The following is a 20,707-nucleotide window of genomic DNA, read 5'->3' on the forward strand; positions in this document are numbered from 1 at the left end:
TCGCGTCCGACCGGCGAACTCGGCGCCGGGATCGGGCGCCGGGCGGGATCGGGGGCCCGGGGGGATCGGGGGCGGGGTCAGTCCTCCGGGGTCAGGGAGGACTGCTTGTGGGCCGCCCTCTTGCCGCTCTTCGCCGACTCGACGACCCAGTACGGGTCGTCCTCGGAGGCGCGGAACTGCTGGCCGTCGAGCTCGAAGTCCTCGGTCCGGCGCTCGACCGTCCGCCCCTCGGTGCGGCCCTGCGACGTGTTCCAGCTGACCTTCTGACCCTTCCGCATGCCGTCGACGCTAGGCCCGCGCGGGCGGTCCGGCACCCGGGCGTGCCGCGTCCCGGAGGGGTGGGACGCGGCACGCCCGCGCGGTGCGGCGTCAGCGCACGTAGAGCCGCTGCTGCGGCGGTGCGGTGAACGGGTCGCCGAGGAAGAACGACGGGTGCGGCGGCTGGTTGTAGGCGGTGTTCTGCCACGCCAGCGCCACCCGGTACGTCGGGTCGTGCAGCAGCGTCGGCACCCGCAGCGACGTCGGGTGCGGCGTGGCGTAGATCCGCAGCGCGGCCTCGTCGGACCGCGCCCAGACCACCTCCTCGCGCCAGTCGCCGAGGATGTCGCCGGAGAGCACGGGCGTGGACTTCGTGCCGTTGTTCGAGCGGACGGACGCGCCCGTCAGCAGACGGGTGTCGCCGCCGGTGCCGTACTTGTCGATGCGGGTGCCGTCGAGGAGCTCGCGCACCGGGTCGCCGTCCCACCAGGCCAGGAAGTTCGCGGACGACGGCTTGCGTCCGACGGCCGCACCGGTGGCGGCGTTGCGCAGGTCGGGCTCGGCGTTGGACCACGCCTCGGCGCCGGGGCTGCCCGCGAAGACGTCCCCGGCGACGCCGCGGCCGTTGTCGGCTCCCGACGGCGAGCGCCACAGCGTCTGCCCGGTGCGCGCGTCGGCGACCCACATGTTCGGCTGGTTCGTCGACTCCGTGACCTTGAAGTACTCGAGCCCGGGACGCGACGGGACGAGGTCGCCCACGTGCCCGGCGTCGCCGTGCCCGGTGCCGTTGGTCCACAGGCCGCGCCCGTCGTCGTCGATCGCCGCGGCGCCGTAGAGGATCTCGTCGCGGCCGTCCGCGTCGACGTCCGCCACCGAGAGCGAGTGGTTGCCCTGGCCTGCGTACCCGCCGTTGCCGGACGCGTTCGAGTCGAACGTCCACCGGCGGGTCAGGCGCCCGTCGCGGTAGTCCCACGCGGCCACGACGGCCCGCGTGTAGTAGCCGCGCGCCATGACGATCGACGGACGCTGCCCGTCCAGGTAGGCGGTGCCGGCGAGGAACCGGTCGACCCGGTTGCCGTAGCTGTCGCCCCAGCTGCTGACGGTGCCGCGCGGGGGGACGTAGTCGGCGGTGGCCGCGATCGCCCCCGTGTCGCCGCGGAACACCGTGAGGTACTCCGGGCCGGACAGCACGTAGCCGGACGAGTTGCGGTGGTCGGCGGACGCGTTGCCGACCACCTGCCCGGTGCCGGAGCGGGTGCCGTCGGCCGTCTTCACGGCGACCTCGGCGATGCCGTCGCCGTCGTAGTCGTACACCTGGAACTGCGTGTAGTGGGCGCCGGCGCGGATGTTGCGTCCGAGGTCGATGCGCCACAGCCGGGTGCCGTCCAGGCGCAGGCCGTCGAGGTAGACGTTGCCCGTGGTGCCCGACTGGCTGTTGTCCTTGGCGTTGGTCGGGTCCCACTTGAGCACGACGTCGAGGTCGCCGTCGCCGTCGAGGTCGCCGACGCTGCCGTCGTTGATGACGTGGTCCGCCGACGGGCGGGACACCGGCACGTCGAGGTACCCGTTCGCGAACGTCAGCGACGGTGCGGACGCCGCCTGCTCGGCGCCGCCGACGACGGCCCGGACCGTGTAGCGGGCTCCGGCGGGGGCGCTCGCGTCGAGGTGGTTCGTCGAGCCGGTGACCGGGGACGACGTGATGCGCGTGCCGTCGCGGTACACGTGGAAGCCCGTCGCCCGGTCCTCGTACCCGAGCAGGCGCCACTGCACGAGGTTGCCGCTGCCGGAGCGCACCGAGACGAGGCCCCGGTCCAGGTCCTCGAGCTGCTTCGCACCCGCGGTGGGGGTGGTCGGCACCGGGTTCGGGGCCGTGGTCGGCTGGGTCGTGGGGGTCGCCGTGGGCGAGGCGGTCGGGGACGACGTCGGGGACGACGTCGGGGACGACGTCGGGCTCGCGGTGGGCGACGACGTGGGAGCGACGGCGCCGGTGCACGTCGTGCCGTTCAGCGCGAACGACGTCGGCGCGGGGTTGGTGCCGGACCAGCTGCCGTTGAAGCCGAACCCGACGCTGCCGCCGGACGGCAGCGCCGCGTTGTAGGACGCGTGGCGGGCGGTCACGCGGGCGCCCGACTGCGTCGTCACGGCGTTCCACGCCTGCGTCACCGTCTGCCCGGCGGCGAAGTCCCAGGTCAGCGTCCAGCCGTCGATGGCGTCGCCGAGGTTCTCGACGCGGATGTCGGCGCCGAAGCCGCCACCCCACTGGTTCGTCACCGCGTACGTGACGCGGCAGCCGGGCGCGGCCTGCGCGGGCGCGAGCGCCAGGCCGGCCGCGGCGGTCGCGAGCGCCGCTGTGGCGGCAGCGGCTCGGATCGGTCTCATGTCGTCCCCTTCGACGTCGGCGCGCGGGTGCCCGCCGGGTGCGAGGACGGTACGGGGGAGAACGGTTTCCAGATCCAGTCCTGAAACGGTTCACGCTGGGTGGGACGCGGTCCGGGTCGTCCGGGGCGTCCCGGCCGTCCGGTCGTCCGGCACGACCCGGCCCGGGCGCCCGGAGCGTGCCGGGCCGGCCGGTGCGCAGTCCGGGCGGCGGGCCGACCTGCGTCGCGCGCGCGCCGGCGTCCCGGGCGATGAGACGACCGGCACGCGAACCGCGGATCCGGTGCGCCTGTCGGATCGCAGCGCGCTCGAACCGGGGGTTCGCGCCGGACGTGTCCCGCGATGCGGACGCGGGCACCGTCACACTGCGGCGGTCGGTCCGCAGCGCGCTCGGACCGGGGTTCGCGCGGGACGTGTCCCGCGATCCGGATGCGGGCACAGTCGCGCTGCGCCCGTCGTCGGCCTGCGGCGGGTGGCCCGCCGGCCGGGCGGGCTGGTGACCGGACCGGAGCCTCCGTGGCTCACCTCTGGTGGGGACGCGGGGCGTCGCCCCCGCCAGCGTGCTCGCCGTGGACCACGTGTGCGTGTGCGACGACGTCCCGGTGCGCACGGCGCTCCCGGACGGGACGGCCTTCATCGAGCCGTTCGCGACGACGCGGCGGCTGCTCGCGTCCGTCGCCGCCGGCGGGATGCAGCTCCTGCGCGCCGACTGCCCGCCGAGAGCACGAACGCGATCTTCGAGTCCGACTCGCGCTGCACGCTCGTGCACCACCTGCGCTGCACCGCGTGCGGGTGGACCGTCGAGTACGGCCTCTGCATCCGGGGGCTGCCCATCTACGCCCAGTGGACGCCGCCGAGCCGGTCGAGCGGCGGTGGCAGCGGTCGGACACGTTCGTCGACGCCCTCGAGGCGCCCGTCCGCTGGTTCGGCGAGGACTGACACCCCGGGGCGGCAGCCCGCGACCGCCGCCGACCAGGGGTCGGCGCCGACGAGGGGGGCGGCGCCGACCGGCCGCGGGCGGTGCGGCACGCACCGTCCGCCGCGTGTCAGGGCAGGCGGACGTGCCGCTCGCCGAGCTGGCTCACGTCGTTGACGCCCAGCAGCGCCATCGTCCGCCGCACCTCGCGGCCCAGGATCTCGACGGCCCGGTCGACGCCGCGCTCGCCGCCGGCCATGAGCCCGTACAGGTACGCGCGGCCGATCAGCGTGGCCTTCGCGCCGAGCGCGAGCGCCGCGACGACGTCCGACCCGTTGGTGATGCCCGTGTCGACCCACACCTCGGTGCGGTCGCCGACGGCGTCGACGACGTCGGGCAGCAGGCGCAGCGGCACGGGTGCCTTGTCGAGCTGGCGTCCGCCGTGGTTCGAGAGCACGACGGCGTCCGCGCCGGCGTCGGTGACGCGGCGCGCGTCCTCGACGGTCTGGACGCCCTTGATGATGAGCGGGCCGTCCCACGAGGCGCGCAGCCACTCGAGGTCCGCGATCGTCATGGTCGGGTCGAACAGCTTGTCCAGCAGGTCGGCGACCGTGCCGCCCCACGAGTTGAGCGACGCGAACGTCAGCGGCTCGGTGGTGAGCAGGTTCATCCACCAGGCCGGGTGCATGCCCGCGTCGAGCACGGTCTTCACGGTGAGGGCGGGCGGGATCGAGAACCCGTTGCGGGTGTCGCGCAGCCGGGCGCCGGCCACCGGCACGTCGACCGTGAGCATGAGCGCCTCGTACCCGGCGGCCTTCGCGCGGGCCATGAGGTCCTCGCCGGCGCCGCGGTCCTTCCACACGTACAGCTGGAACCACTTGCGCGCGTCGGGTGCCTCCGCGGCGACGTCCTCGATGGACGTCGTGCCCATGGTGGACAGCGCGTAGGGGATGTCGCGGCGCTCGGCGACGCGCACGACGGCCCGCTCGCCCTCGTGGTGCATCATCCGCGTGAACCCGGTGGGGGCGAACGCGAACGGCAGCGCGGACGGCTTGCCGAGGTACTCGGTGGTGGTGTCGACGTGGCTGACGTCGTGCAGGATCGACGGCCGCAGCTCCAGGTCGCGGAAGAGGCGGCGCGCGCGGCGCAGCGTGATCTCGGCCTCGGCGGCGCCGTCGGTGTAGTCGAACACCGAGCGGGGCGTGCGACGCTTGGCGACGCGGCGCAGGTCGGCGATGGTGAGCGCGTCCTCCAGCGCCCGGCGGGTGGGGTCGAGCCGCAGCGGCTTGGGCTGCAGGAGCGGCGCCAGCTCGGACCACTTCGGGAGCTGTCGGCGGGTCATGGCGGTCACCTCGGTGCGCGTCGTCGGGCGGGTGGTTGCCGGGAGCCGGCACTCGCCCGCTCCTGCGTCCAGGGTGGCGCTTGCCCCCTCGGACAACGCGATTGTAACGTTTCATCGCGAAGCGTTGACACCCCCCGAGAGCCGCGCCTAGCGTGCGGAATGCGCTTTCACCCCGAGCAAGGAGGCTCACCGCAATGAAGCGATCCGTCCTCACGGCCACCGGCATGGCCGTCGTGGCCGCCCTCGGCCTCGCCGCCTGCAGCGGCAGCGGCAACGGGGGCGACGCCGCCCCCTCGGCCGGTGGCACCGCCGACACCACACCCGTCACCCTCAACTTCACGTGGTGGGGCAACGACGACCGCGCTGCGCGCTACAACGAGGCGCTCGAGCTCTTCAACGAGGAGTACCCCCACATCACGGTGAACGGCACCTTCGCCGCGTTCCCGGACTACTGGACCCAGCGGTCCACCGAGGCGGCCGGGCGCAACCTGCCCGACGTCATGCAGTTCGACCTGTCCTACCTGCGCGAGTTCAACCAGAGCGGCCAGCTGCTCGACCTGCAGGAGCACATCGACAGCGGCGCCATCGACCTGTCGGGCTTCGACGAGACGCTCGTCGAGTCGGGCGTCCTCGACGGCAAGACCATCGGCATCCCGACGTCGACCAACACGCTCGGCATGTTCGTCAACCCGAACCTGCTCGAGCAGACGGGCGTCGAGTTCCCCGACGCGGAGACCTACACGTACGACGAGTACAACGAGTTCATCGCGTCCGTCGCGGCCGCCGGCCAGTCGACGGCCGAGGGCTACCAGATCTACGGCGCCGGCGACTACACGGCCACGTTCTGGTTCTTCGTGCAGTACCTGCTGCAGAAGGGCATCACCCCGTTCGAGGAGGATGGCACGCTCGGCTTCGACGAGGACGACGTCGTCGAGTACCTCGAGATGACCGCGGACCTGCGCGCGAACAAGGCCGTCTACCCGGTGGAGCGCGGCGTCGCCCTCAAGCCCCTCGGCGGCTTCACGGTGAACGAGTCGGCGTCCGAGATCAGCTGGGACAACTTCCTCGCCGGCTACGTGGCCGACTCGGGCACGGAGAACATCGAGATCACGCAGATCCCGTCCGTCGAGCCGGGGGAGAAGGCGCTGTTCTTCAAGCCGTCGATGCTCTACTCGATCGGCGCGAACACCGAGCACCCCGAGGCCGCCGCCACGCTGGTGAACTTCCTGCTCACCGACCCCGAGGTCGGCCGCATCTTCGGCACGTCGAAGGGCGTCCCCGCCGACGAGGAGCAGCGCGCCGCCGTCGAGACGGAGGAGGGCTCGGTCGACGCGAAGGTCATCGCCTACGAGGAGGCCGTCGCCGAGGAGGTCACCGAGACGACGCCGATCCCCGTCAAGGGCTTCGGCACCATCGAGGCCAAGTGGCTCGAGCTCGGCGAGAACCTCAACTACGGCACCATCACGCCCGAGCAGTTCGCGAGCGAGTGGTTCGCCGAGGCGGAGATGGCCACCATGTGACCCCGCGGTCCGGGCCGCGCGCACCCGCGCGGCCCGGACCGCACCCGCCGGCAGCGACGCCGGCACCCGTGCCCGGGGCGCCCGGGTCCCCGCGGTGGGGACCCGGGGCCCGACGGCCCGCACCCACAGATCGGACAGCACCGTGACCCTCACCGCCGAGGCGCGCGCGACGCGGACCCCCGCGTCCCCCTCGCCGATGCGCCGCCGCCGGAAGGCCGCCGAGACCCGAGCCGGCTACGCCTTCCTCGCCCCGTGGCTCCTCGGCTTCGTCCTGCTCACCGCGGGGCCGATGATCGCGTCCCTGTACCTGGCGTTCACGAACTACAACCTGTTCACGTCGCCGGAGTGGGTCGGCATCGAGAACTTCCAGCGGCTCTTCCAGGACCCGAACTACATCCAGGCGTGGAAGGTCACGGCCCTCTACGCGCTGATCGGGACCCCGCTCAAGCTGGTCTCGGCGCTCGCGGTCGCGATGCTGCTCAACAACAGCCACCGCGGTCAGGGCTTCTACCGGTCCGCGTTCTACGCCCCGTCGCTCATCGGCGCGAGCGTCTCGATCGCCATCGTCTGGAAGGCGATGTTCATCGACAACGGCATCGTCGACCGCGCCGGTCAGACGCTGGGCCTGCCGGCCGGCGGCTGGGTCGGCGACCCGGGCCGCACGCTGCCGATGCTGATCCTGCTGACGATCTGGCAGTTCGGCGCCCCGATGGTCATCTTCCTCGCGGGCCTCAAGCAGATCCCGACCGAGCTGTACGAGGCCGCGTCGGTCGACGGCGCCGGCCCCGTGCGCAAGTTCCTCAAGATCACGCTGCCGATGCTCTCGCCGGTGCTGTTCTTCAACCTGCTGCTCGAGACGATCCACGCGTTCCAGATCTTCGCGTCGGCGTTCATCATCTCCTCCGGCACCGGCGGCCCCGCGCGCTCGACGCTCTTCTACACGCTGTACCTCTACTTCCGCGGCTTCCGGGACTTCCAGATGGGCTACGCCTCGGCGATGGCCTGGGTGCTCGTCCTGGTCGTCGGCGCGATCAGCTTCGTCATGTTCCGCACCCAGAACCGGTGGGTGCACTACTCGGGGGAGTCCAAGTGAGCACGACCGCACCGGCGACGTCGCCGGCCACGTCCGGGCGCCAGGGCCTCCCGACCGCCGAGCACTCCGCGGCCCTGCGCCGCCGCAACCAGGGCCGCAGCCGCGCGCGCTCCGTGGTGTTCCACGTGATCTCGCTGGCCGTGGTGGCCGTGATCCTCTACCCGGCGGTGTGGATGTTCGTGTCCACGCTCAAGCCGTCGAGCGAGATCATCGGCTCGGTCAGCATCATCCCGACCGACCCGAGCCTCGCGAACTTCACGAAGGCGCTCGCCGGCATCGCCGGCGTGTCGTTCTGGCAGTTCTTCATGAACTCGCTGGTGCTGGCCGTCGGGTCGGTCGTCGGCATCACGCTGTCCTGCTCGGTCAGCGCCTACGCGTTCGCGCGGATCGACTTCCCCGGCCGCGGGCTGTTCTTCACGCTCATGATCGGCACGCTGCTGCTGCCGTTCCACGTCGTGATCATCCCGCAGTACATCGTGTTCAACCAGCTCGGCCTGGTCGGCACGTACGTGCCGCTGCTCATCGGCAAGTTCCTCGCCGCCGAGGCGTTCTTCGTGTTCCTCATGGTGCAGTTCATGCGGAACCTGCCGCGCGAGCTCGACGAGGCCGCGCGCATCGACGGCGCCGGGCACGTGCGGATCTTCACCTCGATCATGCTGCCGCTCATGAAGCCGGCCCTCGTGACCAGCTCGATCTTCGCGTTCATCTGGTCGTGGAACGACTTCTTCGGCCCGCTGATCTACCTCAGCTCGCCCGACACGTTCCCGCTGCCGCTGGCCCTGCGCCTGTTCGTCGACCAGACCACGGTCTCCGACTACGGCGCGCAGATGGCCATGGCCGTGCTCGCGCTGCTGCCGGTGCTGCTGTTCTTCCTGGTGTTCCAGCGGTACCTCGTGCAGGGCGTCGCGACGCAGGGCCTCAAGGGCTGAGCGCACCCGCACCACGCACCACCGGCGACGGCCGGTCGGCGGCAGCCGGGGGGCGCCGTCGACCGGCCGCCGTGCGTCCGGCGCACGTCGGCGGCGACCCCCGGCCGTCGCCCGACCGACCCGTCCCCACGTGTGAGGCTGTGACCATGACCGACGCCCCCGACGACGAGACCCGCCGCCCCGACCCCACCGCGCCCGAGCGCCGGGCCGCGTTCGGCGGCGGACGCTTCGGGCTGTTCAGCGAGGTGCTCGTGGTGGGGCTGGGCGTCTCCGTGCTGAGCCTGCCGGTGGTGACCGTGCTGCCCGCGCTGGCCGCCGGCGCCGCGCACGTGCGCCGCCACCTGACCGGCGAGACCGACCGCGTCGCGGACCTGTGGCACGAGTTCGTGGCCGCGCTGCGCGGCGTGTGGCCCTACGCGCTGGCGTCGCTCGCGCTGCTCGTGCTGCTGTGGTTCAACACCGCCGTCGCGGGCACCGGCATGCTGCCCGGCGGCACGGGCGTGCTCGTGCTGTCCCTCGCGGTGGCGGCGATGCTCGCGGTCGTGCTGCTGCGCGCCGCCGGCGGGTGGCAGCGCGGGGCGTCCTGGCGGCAGGTGATGCGGGACGCGGGGGCCCGCGCCGGGGACGACCTGACCGGGTCGGGCCTGCTCGTCGTCGCGATGGGCCTGTGCGGCGTCATCGTGTGGATGCTGCCGCCGCTCGCCGTGCTGGTGCCGGGGCTGCTGTCGCTCGCGGTGGTCGCGGTCGAGCACCGGGCCGCGGCGCGGCGGGGCTGAGGGCGCCCTCGGTCGTCGGGCGGGTCCACGACTGACGCGGGCGCTCAGTCGTCGGGCGGGTCCACGACTGACGCGGGCGCTCAGTCGTCGGGCGGGGCCAGGACCGACGCGGGGACTCAGTCGTCGGGCGCGTCCAGGACCGACGCGGGCGCTCGGTCGTCGGGCGTGTCCAGCGCGCGCAGCGACGCCTCCACCCACTCGAGGTGCGCGCGCGCCATCCGCTCGCCGTAGTCGAGGGTGACCAGGGCGTACGGGTGGTCGGGCGACGGCGTCTCGGCGGCGATCTCGTCCCGCACCGCGGCCAGCGCGGCGAGCTGCGCGGTCGCGCGGGCACCCGTGTCGCGCAGGAGGGCACGGCACGCGTCGCGTCCCAGGGTGCGGCCGAAGAACAGCCGCAGCAGGAGCGGGTTGCGCGGCGGCGTGGCGTCGTACGGCTCGGCGAGCCGCGTGCGCAGGTGGGCGCGACCGGCGGCCGTGATCGTGAACCGTCCGTCGTCGTCCTTGGTGACGAGCCCGTCCGCCGTGAGCCGGGCGAGCGTCGGGTAGATCTGGCCGAAGCTCTCGCTCCAGAAGTGGCCGAGCGTGCCCATGATCGCGGCGCGCAGCGCGTACCCGGTCATGGGCTCGAGCGTCAGGGCACCCAGGACGGCGACGTCGGTCTGCGCGCGGCGGCTCATTGTCTCGACTATATCTGACAGATATGCTGTGATGGCGCCATGACGAGGATCTCGGAGAAGGACGCGGGGCGGGCTGCGGCCGTCCTGCTGGCGGGTGTGGCCGGCTTCCAGCTGGCGCTGGCGGCCGGCGCGCCGTGGGGCGCGGTGGCCTACGGCGGCGGGCACGCGGGCGTCCTCCCGGACGACCTGCGGACGACCAGCGCGGCGATGGTCCCCGTGTACGGCGCGCTGGCGGCGGTCGCGGCCGGGGCCGGCGGCGCGCGGTTGCGGCGCGTGGTGCTGCGCGGCACGACGGCCCTGCTGACGGTCGGCTGCGCGGTCAACCTCGCGTCGCCGTCGCTGCCGGAGCGCCTGATCTGGGTCCCGGTGACGGCGGCTGCGGCGGTCCTCACGTGGCGGGCGGTCGCCCCGGCGCCGCGACCCGCCGCCGTCCCCGCGGGCTGACGCCGGACACGAGAGGGGGTCTGCCCCCGTCCCCGATGAGGGAATCCCTCGGTGGTCGGTGACGTCGAACCCGGAGGTCTCCGCGTCACAGGGCCGGTTGCCGTGGAGAACTCCGGGTTCACCGGCGTCGGTACGCGGTGAACCCGGACCTCGTCAGGAGTCGGGTGGGCCGGTGCTGACGACGTCCGGGTTCGGGATGGGGCCGGCTCCTCAGGCCAGGGCGGCGACCGTGCGGGGGCCGTAGGACGCGCGGGCGCGGGCCGCGGCGCCTCCGGCGACCGGCGCTGGCGCGTCGTGAGCAGCGAGCTGCGCCTGCTCGCGCTGCGCCAGCCGGCGGTGGCGGGCGGCTACCTCGAGCTCGAGGAGCAGATGGTGGCGGAGTGCGCCGCCGAGGTCGAGCGGCTCGCCACCCACGTGGGCCGGCGCTTCGTCGTCGACGCGCGGCAGGTGCTGCTGCTCGTCGCGGAGGGCTACGAGGCCGACCGGCGCACGGCCGAGCTCTCGGGTGGCGCCGTGCGCGCGCAGGACCTGGCGGCGCGGTGGCTGCCCACGGTCGTCGAGCGGCTCACGGTCCCGGCGGACCGCCCCGCCTGACCGCCGGCCGGTCGGGCGCGCCCCCGGGGACGACGAACGGCGTGCCGCGCCCGTCCGGCCGCGGCCGGAGCGGGAGCGGCACGCCGCTGCGAGGGGGGATCAGGCCGTGCGGGCCGTGCCGCCCAGGGCCGTCCACGACTCGGGCGCCAGCGTGAGCGTCGTGGTGCCCGCGCCGGACGCCGTGACGGGCGCCGTGTCGAGGGCCGTCACGTGCTCCGCCTCGACCTTCGCCGCGTGCTCGGGGCCGTGCACCGCGGGCTCGTGGTCCGCGGTGACCTGCAGGCCGCCGCCGAGCGTCAGCGCGACGCCCGGGTGCTTCAGCTCGACCTCGACCGGCTCCGCCGTGCGGTTGACCAGGAACACCGCGACCTGCCCGTCGGCCTCCGGCCCGTCCCACGTCGCCGCCGCGGTCACCGCGGGCACGTCGCCGTGCTTCGCGGTGGTGATGGTCGGGGCGTCCACGCGCACGTCGAGCGCGTCGCCGCGGGCGAGACGCGCCGTGGTCGCGAACGGGTGGAACGTCGGCTGCTTCCACGCCGGGCCGTCGGGCTCGGTCATGATCGGCGCGATGACGTTGACCAGCTGGGCCAGGCACGCGACGGGGACGCGGTCCGCGTGGTTGAGCAGCGTGACCATGAGGTCGCCGACGACGACGGCGTCGAGCCCGGAGTAGACGTCCTCGATGATGCGCGGCGCGTCCGACTGCAGCGGCAGGTTCTGCTCGCCGGGAAAGCGGGTCTGCAGGTACCAGACGTTCCACTCGTCGAACGAGATGGTGATCTGCTTGTCGGACCGGCGGCGGGCGCCGACCGCGTCGGCGGAGGCGACGACGCGGCGGATGAACCGGTCCATCGACGTGCCGGACGCGAGGAAGGACGCGCGGTCGCCGTCCATCTCCTCGTAGTACGCGTGCATGGAGATGTGGTCGACCAGGTCGTACGTGTACGACAGGACGGTCTGCTCCCACTCGCCGAACGTCGGCATCGTCATCGACGACGACCCGCACGCGACGAGCTCGATCGACGGGTCGACGAGCTTCATCGCCTTGCCGGCCTCGGCGGCGAGCTTGCCGTACTCGTGCGCGTCCTTGTGGCCGATCTGCCACGGCCCGTCCATCTCGTTACCGAGGCACCACAGGCGCACGCCGTACGGCTTCTCGCGGCCGTTGGCGATGCGCAGGTCGGCCCAGCGCGAGCCGGCCTCGCCGTTGCAGTACTCGACGAGGGCCGCGGCGGCGGCGACGCCGCGCGTGCCGAGGTTGACGGCCATCATCGGCTCGACGCCCTCGCGCTCGGCCCACTGCAGGAACTCGTCGGTGCCGATCGTGTTGGGCTCGATCGTGCGCCACGCGAGGTCGATGAACGGCTTGCGGTCCTCGACGGGGCCGACGCCGTCCTCCCAGACGTAGTTCGACACGAAGTTGCCGCCGGGGTAGCGGACCATGGTGACGCCGAGCTCGCGGGTGAGGTCGGCGACGTCCCGCCGGAAGCCGTGCTCGTCGGCCGTCTCGTGCCCGGGCTCGTAGATGCCCGTGTAGACGGCGCGGCCGAGGTGCTCGACGAACGAGCCGAACAGGCGGCGGTCGATGGTGCCGGTGCGGAAGGCGGGGTGCAGCAGGACGCTGGCGCGCTGGGTCATGGGTCTCCGATCGGGCACGCCGCTCGGGGGCGACGTTTACAACGTTGTAGTACCGCCAGCATACGCAACGGTACGGCCGACGGGAAGGCGGTCCGTGGACCGGCGCTCGCGCGCGCGGACGCGTCGGCTAGTGTGGTCCGCGTTACGGAACGCGCTTTCCCGACATCCGCCGTCGGGAGCGCCGCTCGCCATCGCCGACGTCGTCGAAGGACCCCCGTGAACGAGTCCGACCAGAACCCCACCGCACCCCGCCCCGCCTCCAGCCGGGCCACCGAGGGCGACCCGGCGGTCGTGCCCGCGTTCGCCCCGCCGCCCGCCGACCGGCGTCGCCTGCGCTACGCGGTCGTCGGCACCGGCCACCGCGCGGGCATGTACGTCACCGCGCTCACCGGCGACCACGCCGACGTCGGCGAGATCGTCGCGTGGTGCGACACGAACCCCGGCCGCATGGACTGGTACGACGCCCAGGTCGGCGAGGCGCTCGGCCTCGGCGGGCCCGCGGGCCTGCCGCGGTACGGCGCGCAGGACGTCGAGCGCATGGTCGACGAGCAGCGCGTCGACGTCGTCATCGTCACGACGCCCGACCACGCGCACGCCGGCGTGGTCGCCCGCGCGCTCGACGCCGGCGCCGACGTCGTGGTGGAGAAGCCGCTCACCACCACCGTCGAGGGCTGCCGCACGATCGTCCGCGCCGTCGCCCGCACCGGCCGCGACGTCGTCATGACGTTCAACTACCGGTACGCCCCGCGGAACTCGTCCCTGCGCGAGGTCATCGCGTCGGGCGAGATCGGGCGCGTGACCAGCGTGCACTTCGAGTGGGTGCTCGACACGGTGCACGGCGCCGACTACTTCCGCCGCTGGCACCGGGACAAGGCGAACAGCGGCGGACTGCTCGTGCACAAGTCGAGCCACCACTTCGACCTCGTCAACTGGTGGCTGCACGACGTGCCCGCGCGCGTGTACGCGTCCGGCGGGCTGCGCTTCTACGGCGACGACAACGCCGCGGTGCGCGGCATGGGCCCGCGTCCCGAGCGCGGCACCGGCACGACGGGCGACCCGTGGTCCCTCGACCTCACCCATGACCCGCGCCTCAAGGCCCTCTACCTCGACGCCGAGCACCACGACGGGTACCGCCGCGACCAGGACGTCTTCGGCCCCGGCATCACCATCGAGGACAACATGTCCCTCGTCGTCGACTACCGCGGCGGCGCCACCCTCACCTACTCGCTCAACGCGCACAGCCCCTGGGAGGGGTACCGCGTGGTCGTCAACGGCACCGAGGGACGCGCCGAGCTCGAGGTGGTCGAGCGCGGGGCCGTCATCCTCGACGCCGACGGCCGCGCCGTGCTGGACCCGTCGGCCACCCCGGAGGGCGTCGCGGCGCAGGCGACGCGCCCCGAGGGCGAGCGCCTGCTCGTGCAGCGGCACTGGGAGCCGGCGCGCGAGTGGCGCATCCCGCAGGGCATCGGCGGGCACGGCGGCGGCGACGCGATCCTGCTCATGGACGTCTTCCGCCGGGACCTGCGGGTCGGGCCCGACCCGCTCGGCCGCGCCGCGGGCTACCGGGACGGCCTGCGCGCGGTGGCCGTCGGCATCGCGGCCAACCGGTCCATGGCCCTCGGGCGCCCCGTCCTCGTGGACGACCTCGGGCTCGGCGACCTCGACCCCGCGGCGGACGGCGACACGGTGGAGCTGCCACCGACACCGCCCGCCGGCACCCCGCTGGCCGTGCCCGCCGAGGGCGCCGCCGCCGACGCGCCCGCCGCCGGTGCGTCCCCCGACACCACCTCCACCGTCCCCACCGGAGCCGCCCGATGACCACCCGCCTGCCCCGCCTCGACACCCGACCCGCGCTGCGCGCGCTGCACGACGTCGGCCGGGCCGTCGACGTCGTCCACGACGGCACGACGCTCGCCCGCTACGTGTACGTGCCCGACGACGTGCAGCTCGAGTCGCCCAAGCCGTACGTGCACCCGCTGCGCACGCGCGGCGGCGACCTGGTCAGCGAGTTCCGCCCGCACGACCACGTGTGGCACAAGGGCGTCGCGTGGTCGCTGCCGGTGGTCGGCGACGAGAACTTCTGGGGCGGGCCGACGTTCGTCTCGCTCGAGGCGTCCGAGCACGGGTACGTGCAGCTCGACAACGACGGGTCGATGGACCACCAGGCGCTCACCCGACTCGACGTCTCGACCGGGACCGCGGGGGACCGCGTCGACCTCGCGCACACGCTCGCGTGGCACACGCAGGGCGGCGAGCACGTCGTCGACGAGGACCGCGCCCTGGCGGTCGTCGTCCCGGCCGACCGTGACGACGCGTGGGTGCTGCTGTTCGACACCACGATGACGAACGTCTCCGGCCGCGACCTGCCCATCGGCTCGCCGACGACGCGCGGCCGCGAGAACGCCGGCTACGGCGGGCTGTTCTGGCGCGGTCCGCGCTCGTTCACCGGGGGCACCCTGCTGGCGCCCGACTTCGCCGGCGGCGAGGAGGTGCGCGGGCAGCGCGGGCCGTGGATGGGCTTCACCGGCCGGCAGGACGGCACCGGCAACGCCGCGACGATCGTCATGGTCGACGCTCCCGACAACCCCGTGCACCCGCCGCAGTGGTTCGCCCGCCGCGACATGTTCGCGTGCCTCAACCCGGCACCGTTCTTCAGCGAGGAGGTGCCGTTCGACGCCGGTGCCACCCTGCGTTTCCGGTATGCCGTGATCGTCGCGGACGGAACGGGTGATCCTGCGTCGGCCGCCGCACTCGCGGAGCTCGGGACGGGCATCCTGTCCGCATGACCACCCTGCCCGGCGGCGTCTCCGTGAGCCGTCTGCGGGTGTACGACTGGGCGGCCCCCGACGGTGTCGGGCTCGCCGGGAGCGGCACACCCCACATGCACGTGGCCTCCGCGGAGGCCTACGTCGTCGTGTCCGGCACCGGCGCGGTGCACACGCTGGGCCCCGACGGGTTCGCGGTGCACCCGCTGGCGCCAGGCGTGATCGTGCAGATGCGTCCCGGTGTGATCCACCGCGCGGTCAACGACGGGGACCTCGAGGTCCTCGTGATCATGTCGAACGCGGGCCTGCCCGAGGCGGGGGACGCCGTCATGACGTTCCCGCCCGAGGTGCTCGCCGACGGCGCGTCCTACCGGGCCGCGGCGGCCCTGCCGACCGGCGGGACGCGCGGCGTCGTCTCGGACGCCGACGTCGCGGCGGCCGCCCGCGCCCGCCGCGACCTCGCGCTCGAGGGGTACGCGGCGCTGCTCGCCGCCGCCGAGCGGCAGGGCCCGCGGGCCGCGCTGCTGCCGTTCTTCGAGGCCGCGGTGCGGCTGGTCCGCCCGCAGGTGCCGCGCTGGCAGGACCTGTGGGGGCGGACCGCGTTCGCCGACACCGACGGCACCGCACGGGTGCTCGAGGGGCTCATGCGCGGTGCGGCGCCGCACCTGCAGCTCGCGCGTGCCGAGCGCATCGAGGCCGCGCCCGCCCCACGCCGGTACGGGATGTGCGGGCGGCTGCAGACGTGGGACCTCGGCGCGTAGGCGCTCCTCCGCCGGCGTGACGTGCGGGGCCCGCTCGCGGCCCGAGCGCGCCCGTGACGCCTGACGCGCCCCGCCCCGTGCGGTCGCGCGCGACCGCACGCGCCCGGCGACGGGTGCCCGCGGCGCGGTGTCAGGCCCGGCCCGCCGAGGCGAGCACGCGGCTGCGGTCCCCGGTGAGCGACGCGAGCGTCTCGCGCTCGTCGAGGCCGTGCGTGCGCAGGTCGGCGCGCCCGCTGACGGCGAGCTGGCGGCGGAACGCGAGCGTGGTCGCACGCCGCTGGAAGTCCCGCATGGCGGCCGCCGCCGCCGGCCCGCCGACGCGGCCGGCCCAGTCGACCGCCGCGCGGCGCAGGCGCAGCGACGACAGCATCTGCACCTCGTGCGGCGCGAACCAGCCGGCCTGCGCGTACTCGGTGAGGCGGTGCTGCACGACCTGGCGCTCCTTGCCGCGCAGCCACAGCGCGATGCCGACGACCCCGAGGAAGATCGGCACCTGCACGAGCACGTAGATGCTCAGGTACGACCCGCCCGCCATGACGGACGTGAGGTTCCAGGCGGAGTGCGCGACCATCGCGCCGAGCAGGCCCAGCGGCAGCAGCCACCACACGGCCCCGCGGCTGCGCGAGCGCGCGGCGAGGCCCAGCGCGGCGCCCGTGCACGCGGTGAACAGCAGGTGCGCGAACGGCGTCGCGAGGCCGCGCAGCACGAACGTCTCGGCGAGCGCGTCACCGGCGCGGCCGAAGTAGAGGATGTTCTCGGTGAACGCGAAGCCCGCGGCGACCATCCCGGCGTAGACGATGCCGTCGACCACGCCGTCGAAGTAGCGGCGCCGCGCGAGGTAGAGCACCAGCACGCCGGCGCCCTTCGCGACCTCCTCGATGATCGGCGCGGACACCACCGCCGCGACCAGCGCGCCCGCGTCCAGGCTCCCGGTCGCGTTGGCGACGGTCCACGCGGCCAGGTCGTTGACGACCGCGGACACCAGGACCGCGACGCCCGCGCCCCACAGCAGCGCGAACAGGAGCGCCCCGCGCGGCTCGGGCTCCCACCGGTCGAGCCACCGCACGCCCCACAGCACGACCGCCAGCGGCACCAGCGCGAGCAGCGTGCCCGTCAGGCCCGGCCCCATGCCGACCTGGAGCATGACGACGGCTATCCCGGCCAGCGCGGCGAGCCCCGCCAGGGCCAGGCCGACCGCCGCGACGACCGTCGCGGTCGCCGACCGCCCACGTCCCCCCGCCCACTGCGTCGGCACGGCGGCCGGCTGGAGGGACGTCGCGGTGCTGGGCGTACCGGGCCAGCCGGGTGCACCGGCGCTGCCGTAGGGGGTCGTCGACACGGGGGAACAGTAGTGGCGCGCCGATGCCCCCACCCGGTGAGCGCACGCGGGTGCACGAGAGGACGATCCCCAGGTGTGAAGTGACCGGCGGCTATGTCCGGTCACCGTCCGTCCCGGGGGAGGTGGCCCGCCCGGTGCGCGACGCGCGCCGCCGCCGGATCAACGCCGATGCTCCCCCGGCGACGACGGCGGCCGCAGCGAGCCAGACGACGGCCGCGAGCAGGATGTTGTCGTTGCCGAACATTCCGTCACCGTACTAGGGCCGACGCGCCGGTCAAGAGCGGGCCGACGGACGTCACCACTGAATCCATCAGGCGCTGCCCAGGCGAAGAGCGCCTCTGCTGGTCCTTGGCACTCGTCAACGATGGCTATTAGGGGGAACACCAATGCACACATCGGTTCTGACGTCATGGACACGACGCGCCGCGGCCAGCGCACTCGTCGCGACAGCACTTGTTGCGGGCGCGGCGCCGACGTGGGCTGCAACGCCCGATGCTGAGCCCGTCCTCGATGCTGCGGAGGTACAGGCCTTGCGCGACCGGATGCTCGAGGTCGGCATCGATGCCCCCACCCAGGAGGCCCTGATCAACAAGATGCAGTCGGGGGTGCTGCCCGACTCAACGGGCGGCGCCGAACCGGTTGACACGTTCACGATCAACGCGAACGGCGTCAACCGGACCGTCGAGGTGTTCGCCGACGGCTCTCGCCGGTGGACGAACCTCGAGAACCCGTCCTCGGCTCTGGAATCTCGCGGCAACGCGTCCATCAATACGCGGCATCCAGAGCTGTGGTACTTCCGGACTGTGGAGGACGAACTGCAAGGTCTACAGCAGTGACCTCGTGAGCGAAGATTCCTTCCGCATCGACTGGAAGCCGGTGAGTGTGACCCGGCAGCCGTGCGAAGCTACTGGGGGAAGTCCTGTTCCAATTACGGCGGAGGCTGCTCGGTCGATGGCGGCATCCGACGAGAAGCTCAGTCGTCGTCGGGTCCGGCGGTTGCATATGCGTCCTTCACCGCACACCTGTCCGTGTACCACGTCTCCGGTGAGTCGGCGCTGCACGTGAGCGGGAGCTCGGCGTCGGTCATCCTCGCCTGACAGCGAGATCCTGACGCAGCACTCCGTCACGTGTGCGGGCCCGTGGTCGGGGGCTGCACGGGCGACTCTCCGGCACAGCTCACGGCGAACGGGCGACCAGCGGTGGCCACCACGGCGGCACGGCCGCGCTCGAGGTTCGGCTGGACGCGTATACCGGCCACCACCAGTCCATGGCCCCGGTCGCCGGAGTGGTCGTCGGCGTGCAGGTGCCGGCGGGCGCACCCAGGGGCGGCGCCCTTGAAGGTCGCGTCCGCGACGCTCGCCGGCGTCGCCCCCCGCGCCCTGAGTGTCGCGCACACCGCGACCGCCTGAACCGGTCCGCTCACCGTCGACGACCACGCCCACCGGCTCGACCGTCCGCAGGGCGTCGACGGGGGGCGATGAGCCCGTCGGTTGGCTGCCGTGCCGTGCTCCGCCAGGCCGTCACACCGCTGGACCGCCGAGCGTGACGGGACGCGGCGTGCGCCTCAACCGGCGGCGGCGTACGAGTCGACGACGGCCAGGTCCAGGGCGAAGTCGACGGGCGCGTCGCCGAACAGGAGGCGGCCGGCCTCGTCGGCGGACTCCCGGACGGCCGTGGCGACGTCGTCCGCGACGTCGGCGGGGGAGTGCACGACGACCTCGTCGTGCAGGAAGAACACGAGGTGCGGACGGCCCTCGATGCCGCGCAGGCGCCGCCGCAGGGACGCCATCCAGCACATCGCCCACTCGGCGGCGGTGCCCTGCACGACGAAGTTGCGCGTGAACCGGCCCCGGTCGCGGGCGTGCCGGCGGGTCTCGCGCACGTCGTCCGCCCCGGCGCCCTCACCGGCGGCCGCGGCCAGCGCGACCCGCAGCGCCTCCGACGCCGGCGGGGACGACCGCCCCAGCCACGTCGTCACGACGTCCCCGCGCTCACCCGCCCGCGCGGCCTCCTCCACGAGCGCGACCGCGCGCGGGAACGCCCGCGCCAGGTGCGGCATGAGCTGCGCCGCCGCGCCGGACGTCGCGCCGTAGATCGCCCCGAGCATCGCGTACTTGGCGTCCTTGCGGCTCGGGACGACGCCCGCGTCCGCGACGCCCTGGTACAGGTCGGCGTGCCGGGCGGCGGCGGCCATGTCGCGGTCGCCGGACATGGCCGCCAGCACACGCGGCTCGAGCTGTGCCGCGTCGGCGACCACCAGCCGCCAGCCCGGGTCGGCGCGCACGGCGTCGCGCACCTGGGCCGGGAGCTGCAGCGCGCCGCCGCCGTCGGACGCCCACCGCCCGGTCACGACCCCGCCGACGACGTAGTCCGGCCGGAACCGCCCGTCGTGCACCCACTGGTCGAGCCACGCCCACCCGTTCGCGGACAGCAGCCGCGACAGCTTCTTGTACTCCAGCAGCGGCGCGACGACCGGGTGGTCGAGTCCCTGCACCTCCCACTTGCTGGTCGACTGCACGTCGAACCCCTGCAGGCGCAGCGCGCGCAGCAGGTCCGGCGGCGAGTCGGGGTTGAGGTGCGGGGCGACGAGCGCGGTGCGGATCTCGTCGGCGAGCTCCTCCAGGCGCTGGGGCCGGGCGCCACCCCACGGCCGCGGGCCCACGAGGTCCGTGAGGATCGCGTCGTGCACGGACGCGTCCCACGGGAGGCCGTCGTGGTGCATCTCGGCGGCGATCAGGGCGCCGGTGGACTCGGCCGCCAGCAGCAGGCGCAGGCGTCCGGGGTGCGTGGCGCCGGCGACGGCGTCGAGCTGGGCGCGCAGCTCGGCGAGCGGGTCGCGGGTCGCCGCGGGCACGGGGTCCGGGGCGTCGTCCAGCGCGTCGAACAAGGACGGTGCGTGCGGGCGCGGGGCCACGGCGTCCGCGTCCCACGGGCCGGGCGGCGACTGGGCCAGGGCGGACGCCGCGGCGCGCTCGGAGTGCCGCAGGATCGCGTGGCACAGCCGCAGGTCGTGGCAGCGCTCGACGCGGACGCCGGCTGCCAGCAGCGCGGGGTAGCGGGTGCGTGTGTCGTCCCAGACCCACCGGGGAGGCGCCGCGGCGTGCGCGGCCTCGACGCGTCGGACCTCGTCCGGGAGGTCGTCGTCGGGGACCGTGCGCCGGCCCGTCTCCGCCGCGTGCTCGTCCAGGTCGACGAGGGCGACGGTGCGCGCGGACGCGTCGGGGGCGACGAGCACGTACGCGGGCACGGCTCATCCTCGCGCCTGCCACCGACACCGGC

The 20,707-nt window shown here is 74.0% G+C and carries 18 protein-coding genes; 10 read left to right on the top strand and 8 right to left on the bottom strand.

The window, feature by feature from the left end; all coding sequences use genetic code 11:
* Positions 1–77 precede the first annotated feature (77 nt).
* From FB586_RS04165 to FB586_RS04175, 3 genes are all read right to left on the bottom strand, one after another.
* A complete protein-coding gene (locus tag FB586_RS04165) occupies positions 78–278 on the bottom strand; it encodes a hypervirulence associated TUDOR domain-containing protein (RefSeq protein WP_136518016.1) in 201 nt (66 codons plus the stop codon).
* Positions 279–369: 91 nt separating this feature from the next.
* Positions 370–2,637 (bottom strand): rhamnogalacturonan lyase family protein, encoded by a 2,268-nt coding sequence (locus tag FB586_RS04170; protein WP_136518017.1) that lies wholly within the window; start codon positions 2,635–2,637, stop codon positions 370–372.
* A 1,043-nt stretch (positions 2,638–3,680) separates the two neighbouring features.
* Positions 3,681–4,892 (bottom strand): alpha-hydroxy acid oxidase, encoded by a 1,212-nt coding sequence (locus FB586_RS04175; RefSeq protein ID WP_136518018.1) that lies wholly within the window; start codon positions 4,890–4,892, stop codon positions 3,681–3,683.
* 194 nt (positions 4,893–5,086) lie between these two features.
* On the opposite strand from FB586_RS04175, the gene FB586_RS04180 reads away from it, so the two are divergent.
* The 4 genes from FB586_RS04180 to FB586_RS04195 all read left to right on the top strand — a co-directional run bounded on the left by FB586_RS04180 (position 5,087) and on the right by FB586_RS04195 (position 9,210).
* Positions 5,087–6,412 carry an ABC transporter substrate-binding protein gene (locus tag FB586_RS04180; RefSeq protein WP_136518019.1) on the top strand — a complete coding sequence of 442 codons (1,326 nt, stop codon included), beginning with the start codon at positions 5,087–5,089 and terminating at the stop codon, positions 6,410–6,412.
* Between the two features lie 196 nt (positions 6,413–6,608).
* Positions 6,609–7,505 (top strand): carbohydrate ABC transporter permease, encoded by an 897-nt coding sequence (locus FB586_RS04185; protein WP_136518296.1) that lies wholly within the window; start codon positions 6,609–6,611, stop codon positions 7,503–7,505.
* Complete coding sequence (locus FB586_RS04190; RefSeq protein ID WP_136518020.1) at positions 7,502–8,434, top strand: carbohydrate ABC transporter permease; 933 nt, start codon at positions 7,502–7,504, stop codon at positions 8,432–8,434. Before FB586_RS04185 ends, FB586_RS04190 begins: the two co-directional genes overlap by 4 nt.
* A 146-nt stretch (positions 8,435–8,580) precedes the next feature.
* Positions 8,581–9,210, top strand: a complete 630-nt coding sequence (locus FB586_RS04195; RefSeq protein WP_246036420.1) for a hypothetical protein — start codon at positions 8,581–8,583, stop codon at positions 9,208–9,210.
* A gap of 116 nt (positions 9,211–9,326) precedes the next feature.
* Here FB586_RS04195 and FB586_RS04200 read toward each other — a convergent pair whose 3' ends face one another.
* Positions 9,327–9,887, bottom strand: a complete 561-nt coding sequence (locus FB586_RS04200; RefSeq protein WP_136518021.1) for a PadR family transcriptional regulator — start codon at positions 9,885–9,887, stop codon at positions 9,327–9,329.
* Positions 9,888–9,926: 39 nt separating this feature from the next.
* On the opposite strand from FB586_RS04200, the gene FB586_RS04205 reads away from it, so the two are divergent.
* Together FB586_RS04205 and FB586_RS04210 are read left to right on the top strand one after the other, a co-directional pair.
* On the top strand, positions 9,927–10,331 hold the full coding sequence (locus FB586_RS04205) for a hypothetical protein (RefSeq protein WP_136518022.1): 405 nt from the start codon (positions 9,927–9,929) through the stop codon (positions 10,329–10,331).
* A gap of 294 nt (positions 10,332–10,625) precedes the next feature.
* On the top strand, positions 10,626–10,925 hold the full coding sequence (locus tag FB586_RS04210) for a hypothetical protein (RefSeq protein WP_136518023.1): 300 nt from the start codon (positions 10,626–10,628) through the stop codon (positions 10,923–10,925).
* A 99-nt stretch (positions 10,926–11,024) separates the two neighbouring features.
* Here FB586_RS04210 and arfA read toward each other — a convergent pair whose 3' ends face one another.
* The gene (gene arfA / locus FB586_RS04215; RefSeq protein ID WP_136518024.1) at positions 11,025–12,563 is read right to left on the bottom strand and encodes an arabinosylfuranosidase ArfA; all 1,539 of its coding nucleotides are present in this window, start codon (positions 12,561–12,563) and stop codon (positions 11,025–11,027) included.
* Positions 12,564–12,779: 216 nt separating this feature from the next.
* Here arfA and FB586_RS04220 point away from each other — a divergent pair, with 216 nt between their 5' ends.
* From FB586_RS04220 to FB586_RS04230, 3 genes are read left to right on the top strand one after another with little or no spacing between them, the layout of a single operon-like run.
* A complete protein-coding gene (locus FB586_RS04220) occupies positions 12,780–14,381 on the top strand; it encodes a Gfo/Idh/MocA family protein (protein ID WP_136518025.1) in 1,602 nt (533 codons plus the stop codon).
* Positions 14,378–15,349, top strand: a complete 972-nt coding sequence (locus FB586_RS04225) for a DUF6807 domain-containing protein (RefSeq protein WP_136518026.1) — start codon at positions 14,378–14,380, stop codon at positions 15,347–15,349. Before FB586_RS04220 ends, FB586_RS04225 begins: the two co-directional genes overlap by 4 nt.
* Entirely contained in the window at positions 15,346–16,089 is a 744-nt protein-coding gene (locus FB586_RS04230; protein WP_136518027.1) for a cupin domain-containing protein, read from the top strand. The genes FB586_RS04225 and FB586_RS04230 overlap by 4 nt, the downstream gene beginning before the upstream one ends.
* A gap of 130 nt (positions 16,090–16,219) precedes the next feature.
* On the opposite strand, the gene FB586_RS04235 is transcribed toward FB586_RS04230, so the two are convergent.
* Both FB586_RS04235 and FB586_RS19285 read right to left on the bottom strand, forming a co-directional pair.
* Positions 16,220–17,428, bottom strand: coding sequence for a PrsW family intramembrane metalloprotease (locus tag FB586_RS04235; RefSeq protein WP_246036421.1), 1,209 nt, complete (start codon positions 17,426–17,428; stop codon positions 16,220–16,222).
* Positions 17,429–17,519: 91 nt separating this feature from the next.
* A complete protein-coding gene (locus FB586_RS19285) occupies positions 17,520–17,672 on the bottom strand; it encodes a hypothetical protein (RefSeq protein WP_168800446.1) in 153 nt (50 codons plus the stop codon).
* 142 nt (positions 17,673–17,814) lie between these two features.
* On the opposite strand from FB586_RS19285, the gene FB586_RS04240 reads away from it, so the two are divergent.
* Entirely contained in the window at positions 17,815–18,264 is a 450-nt protein-coding gene (locus tag FB586_RS04240; RefSeq protein WP_136518028.1) for a hypothetical protein, read from the top strand.
* A gap of 728 nt (positions 18,265–18,992) precedes the next feature.
* Here FB586_RS04240 and FB586_RS04245 read toward each other — a convergent pair.
* Positions 18,993–20,675, bottom strand: coding sequence for a bifunctional 3'-5' exonuclease/DNA polymerase (locus tag FB586_RS04245; protein ID WP_136518029.1), 1,683 nt, complete (start codon positions 20,673–20,675; stop codon positions 18,993–18,995).
* Between the last annotated feature and the right edge of the window lie 32 nt (positions 20,676–20,707).

Source organism: Cellulomonas telluris, assembly GCF_004886325.1.
Taxonomy (GTDB): Bacteria; Actinomycetota; Actinomycetes; order Actinomycetales; family Cellulomonadaceae; genus Cellulomonas; species Cellulomonas telluris.

Excerpts from the sequence above, each read along its gene's own strand:
- FB586_RS04240 (WP_136518028.1), top strand. The coding sequence starts at position 17,815 with ATGCACACATCGGTTCTGACGTCATGGACACGACGCGCCGCGGCCAGC.
- FB586_RS19285 (WP_168800446.1), bottom strand. The coding sequence starts at position 17,672 with ATGTTCGGCAACGACAACATCCTGCTCGCGGCCGTCGTCTGGCTCGCT.
- FB586_RS04230 (WP_136518027.1), top strand. The coding sequence starts at position 15,346 with ATGACCACCCTGCCCGGCGGCGTCTCCGTGAGCCGTCTGCGGGTGTAC.
- FB586_RS04170 (WP_136518017.1), bottom strand. The coding sequence starts at position 2,637 with ATGAGACCGATCCGAGCCGCTGCCGCCACAGCGGCGCTCGCGACCGCC.
- FB586_RS04175 (WP_136518018.1), bottom strand. The coding sequence starts at position 4,892 with ATGACCCGCCGACAGCTCCCGAAGTGGTCCGAGCTGGCGCCGCTCCTG.
- FB586_RS04195 (WP_246036420.1), top strand. The coding sequence starts at position 8,581 with ATGACCGACGCCCCCGACGACGAGACCCGCCGCCCCGACCCCACCGCG.
- arfA (WP_136518024.1), bottom strand. The coding sequence starts at position 12,563 with ATGACCCAGCGCGCCAGCGTCCTGCTGCACCCCGCCTTCCGCACCGGC.
- FB586_RS04185 (WP_136518296.1), top strand. The coding sequence starts at position 6,609 with ATGCGCCGCCGCCGGAAGGCCGCCGAGACCCGAGCCGGCTACGCCTTC.
- FB586_RS04200 (WP_136518021.1), bottom strand. The coding sequence starts at position 9,887 with ATGAGCCGCCGCGCGCAGACCGACGTCGCCGTCCTGGGTGCCCTGACG.
- FB586_RS04180 (WP_136518019.1), top strand. The coding sequence starts at position 5,087 with ATGAAGCGATCCGTCCTCACGGCCACCGGCATGGCCGTCGTGGCCGCC.
- FB586_RS04225 (WP_136518026.1), top strand. The coding sequence starts at position 14,378 with ATGACCACCCGCCTGCCCCGCCTCGACACCCGACCCGCGCTGCGCGCG.
- FB586_RS04165 (WP_136518016.1), bottom strand. The coding sequence starts at position 278 with ATGCGGAAGGGTCAGAAGGTCAGCTGGAACACGTCGCAGGGCCGCACC.
- FB586_RS04205 (WP_136518022.1), top strand. The coding sequence starts at position 9,927 with ATGACGAGGATCTCGGAGAAGGACGCGGGGCGGGCTGCGGCCGTCCTG.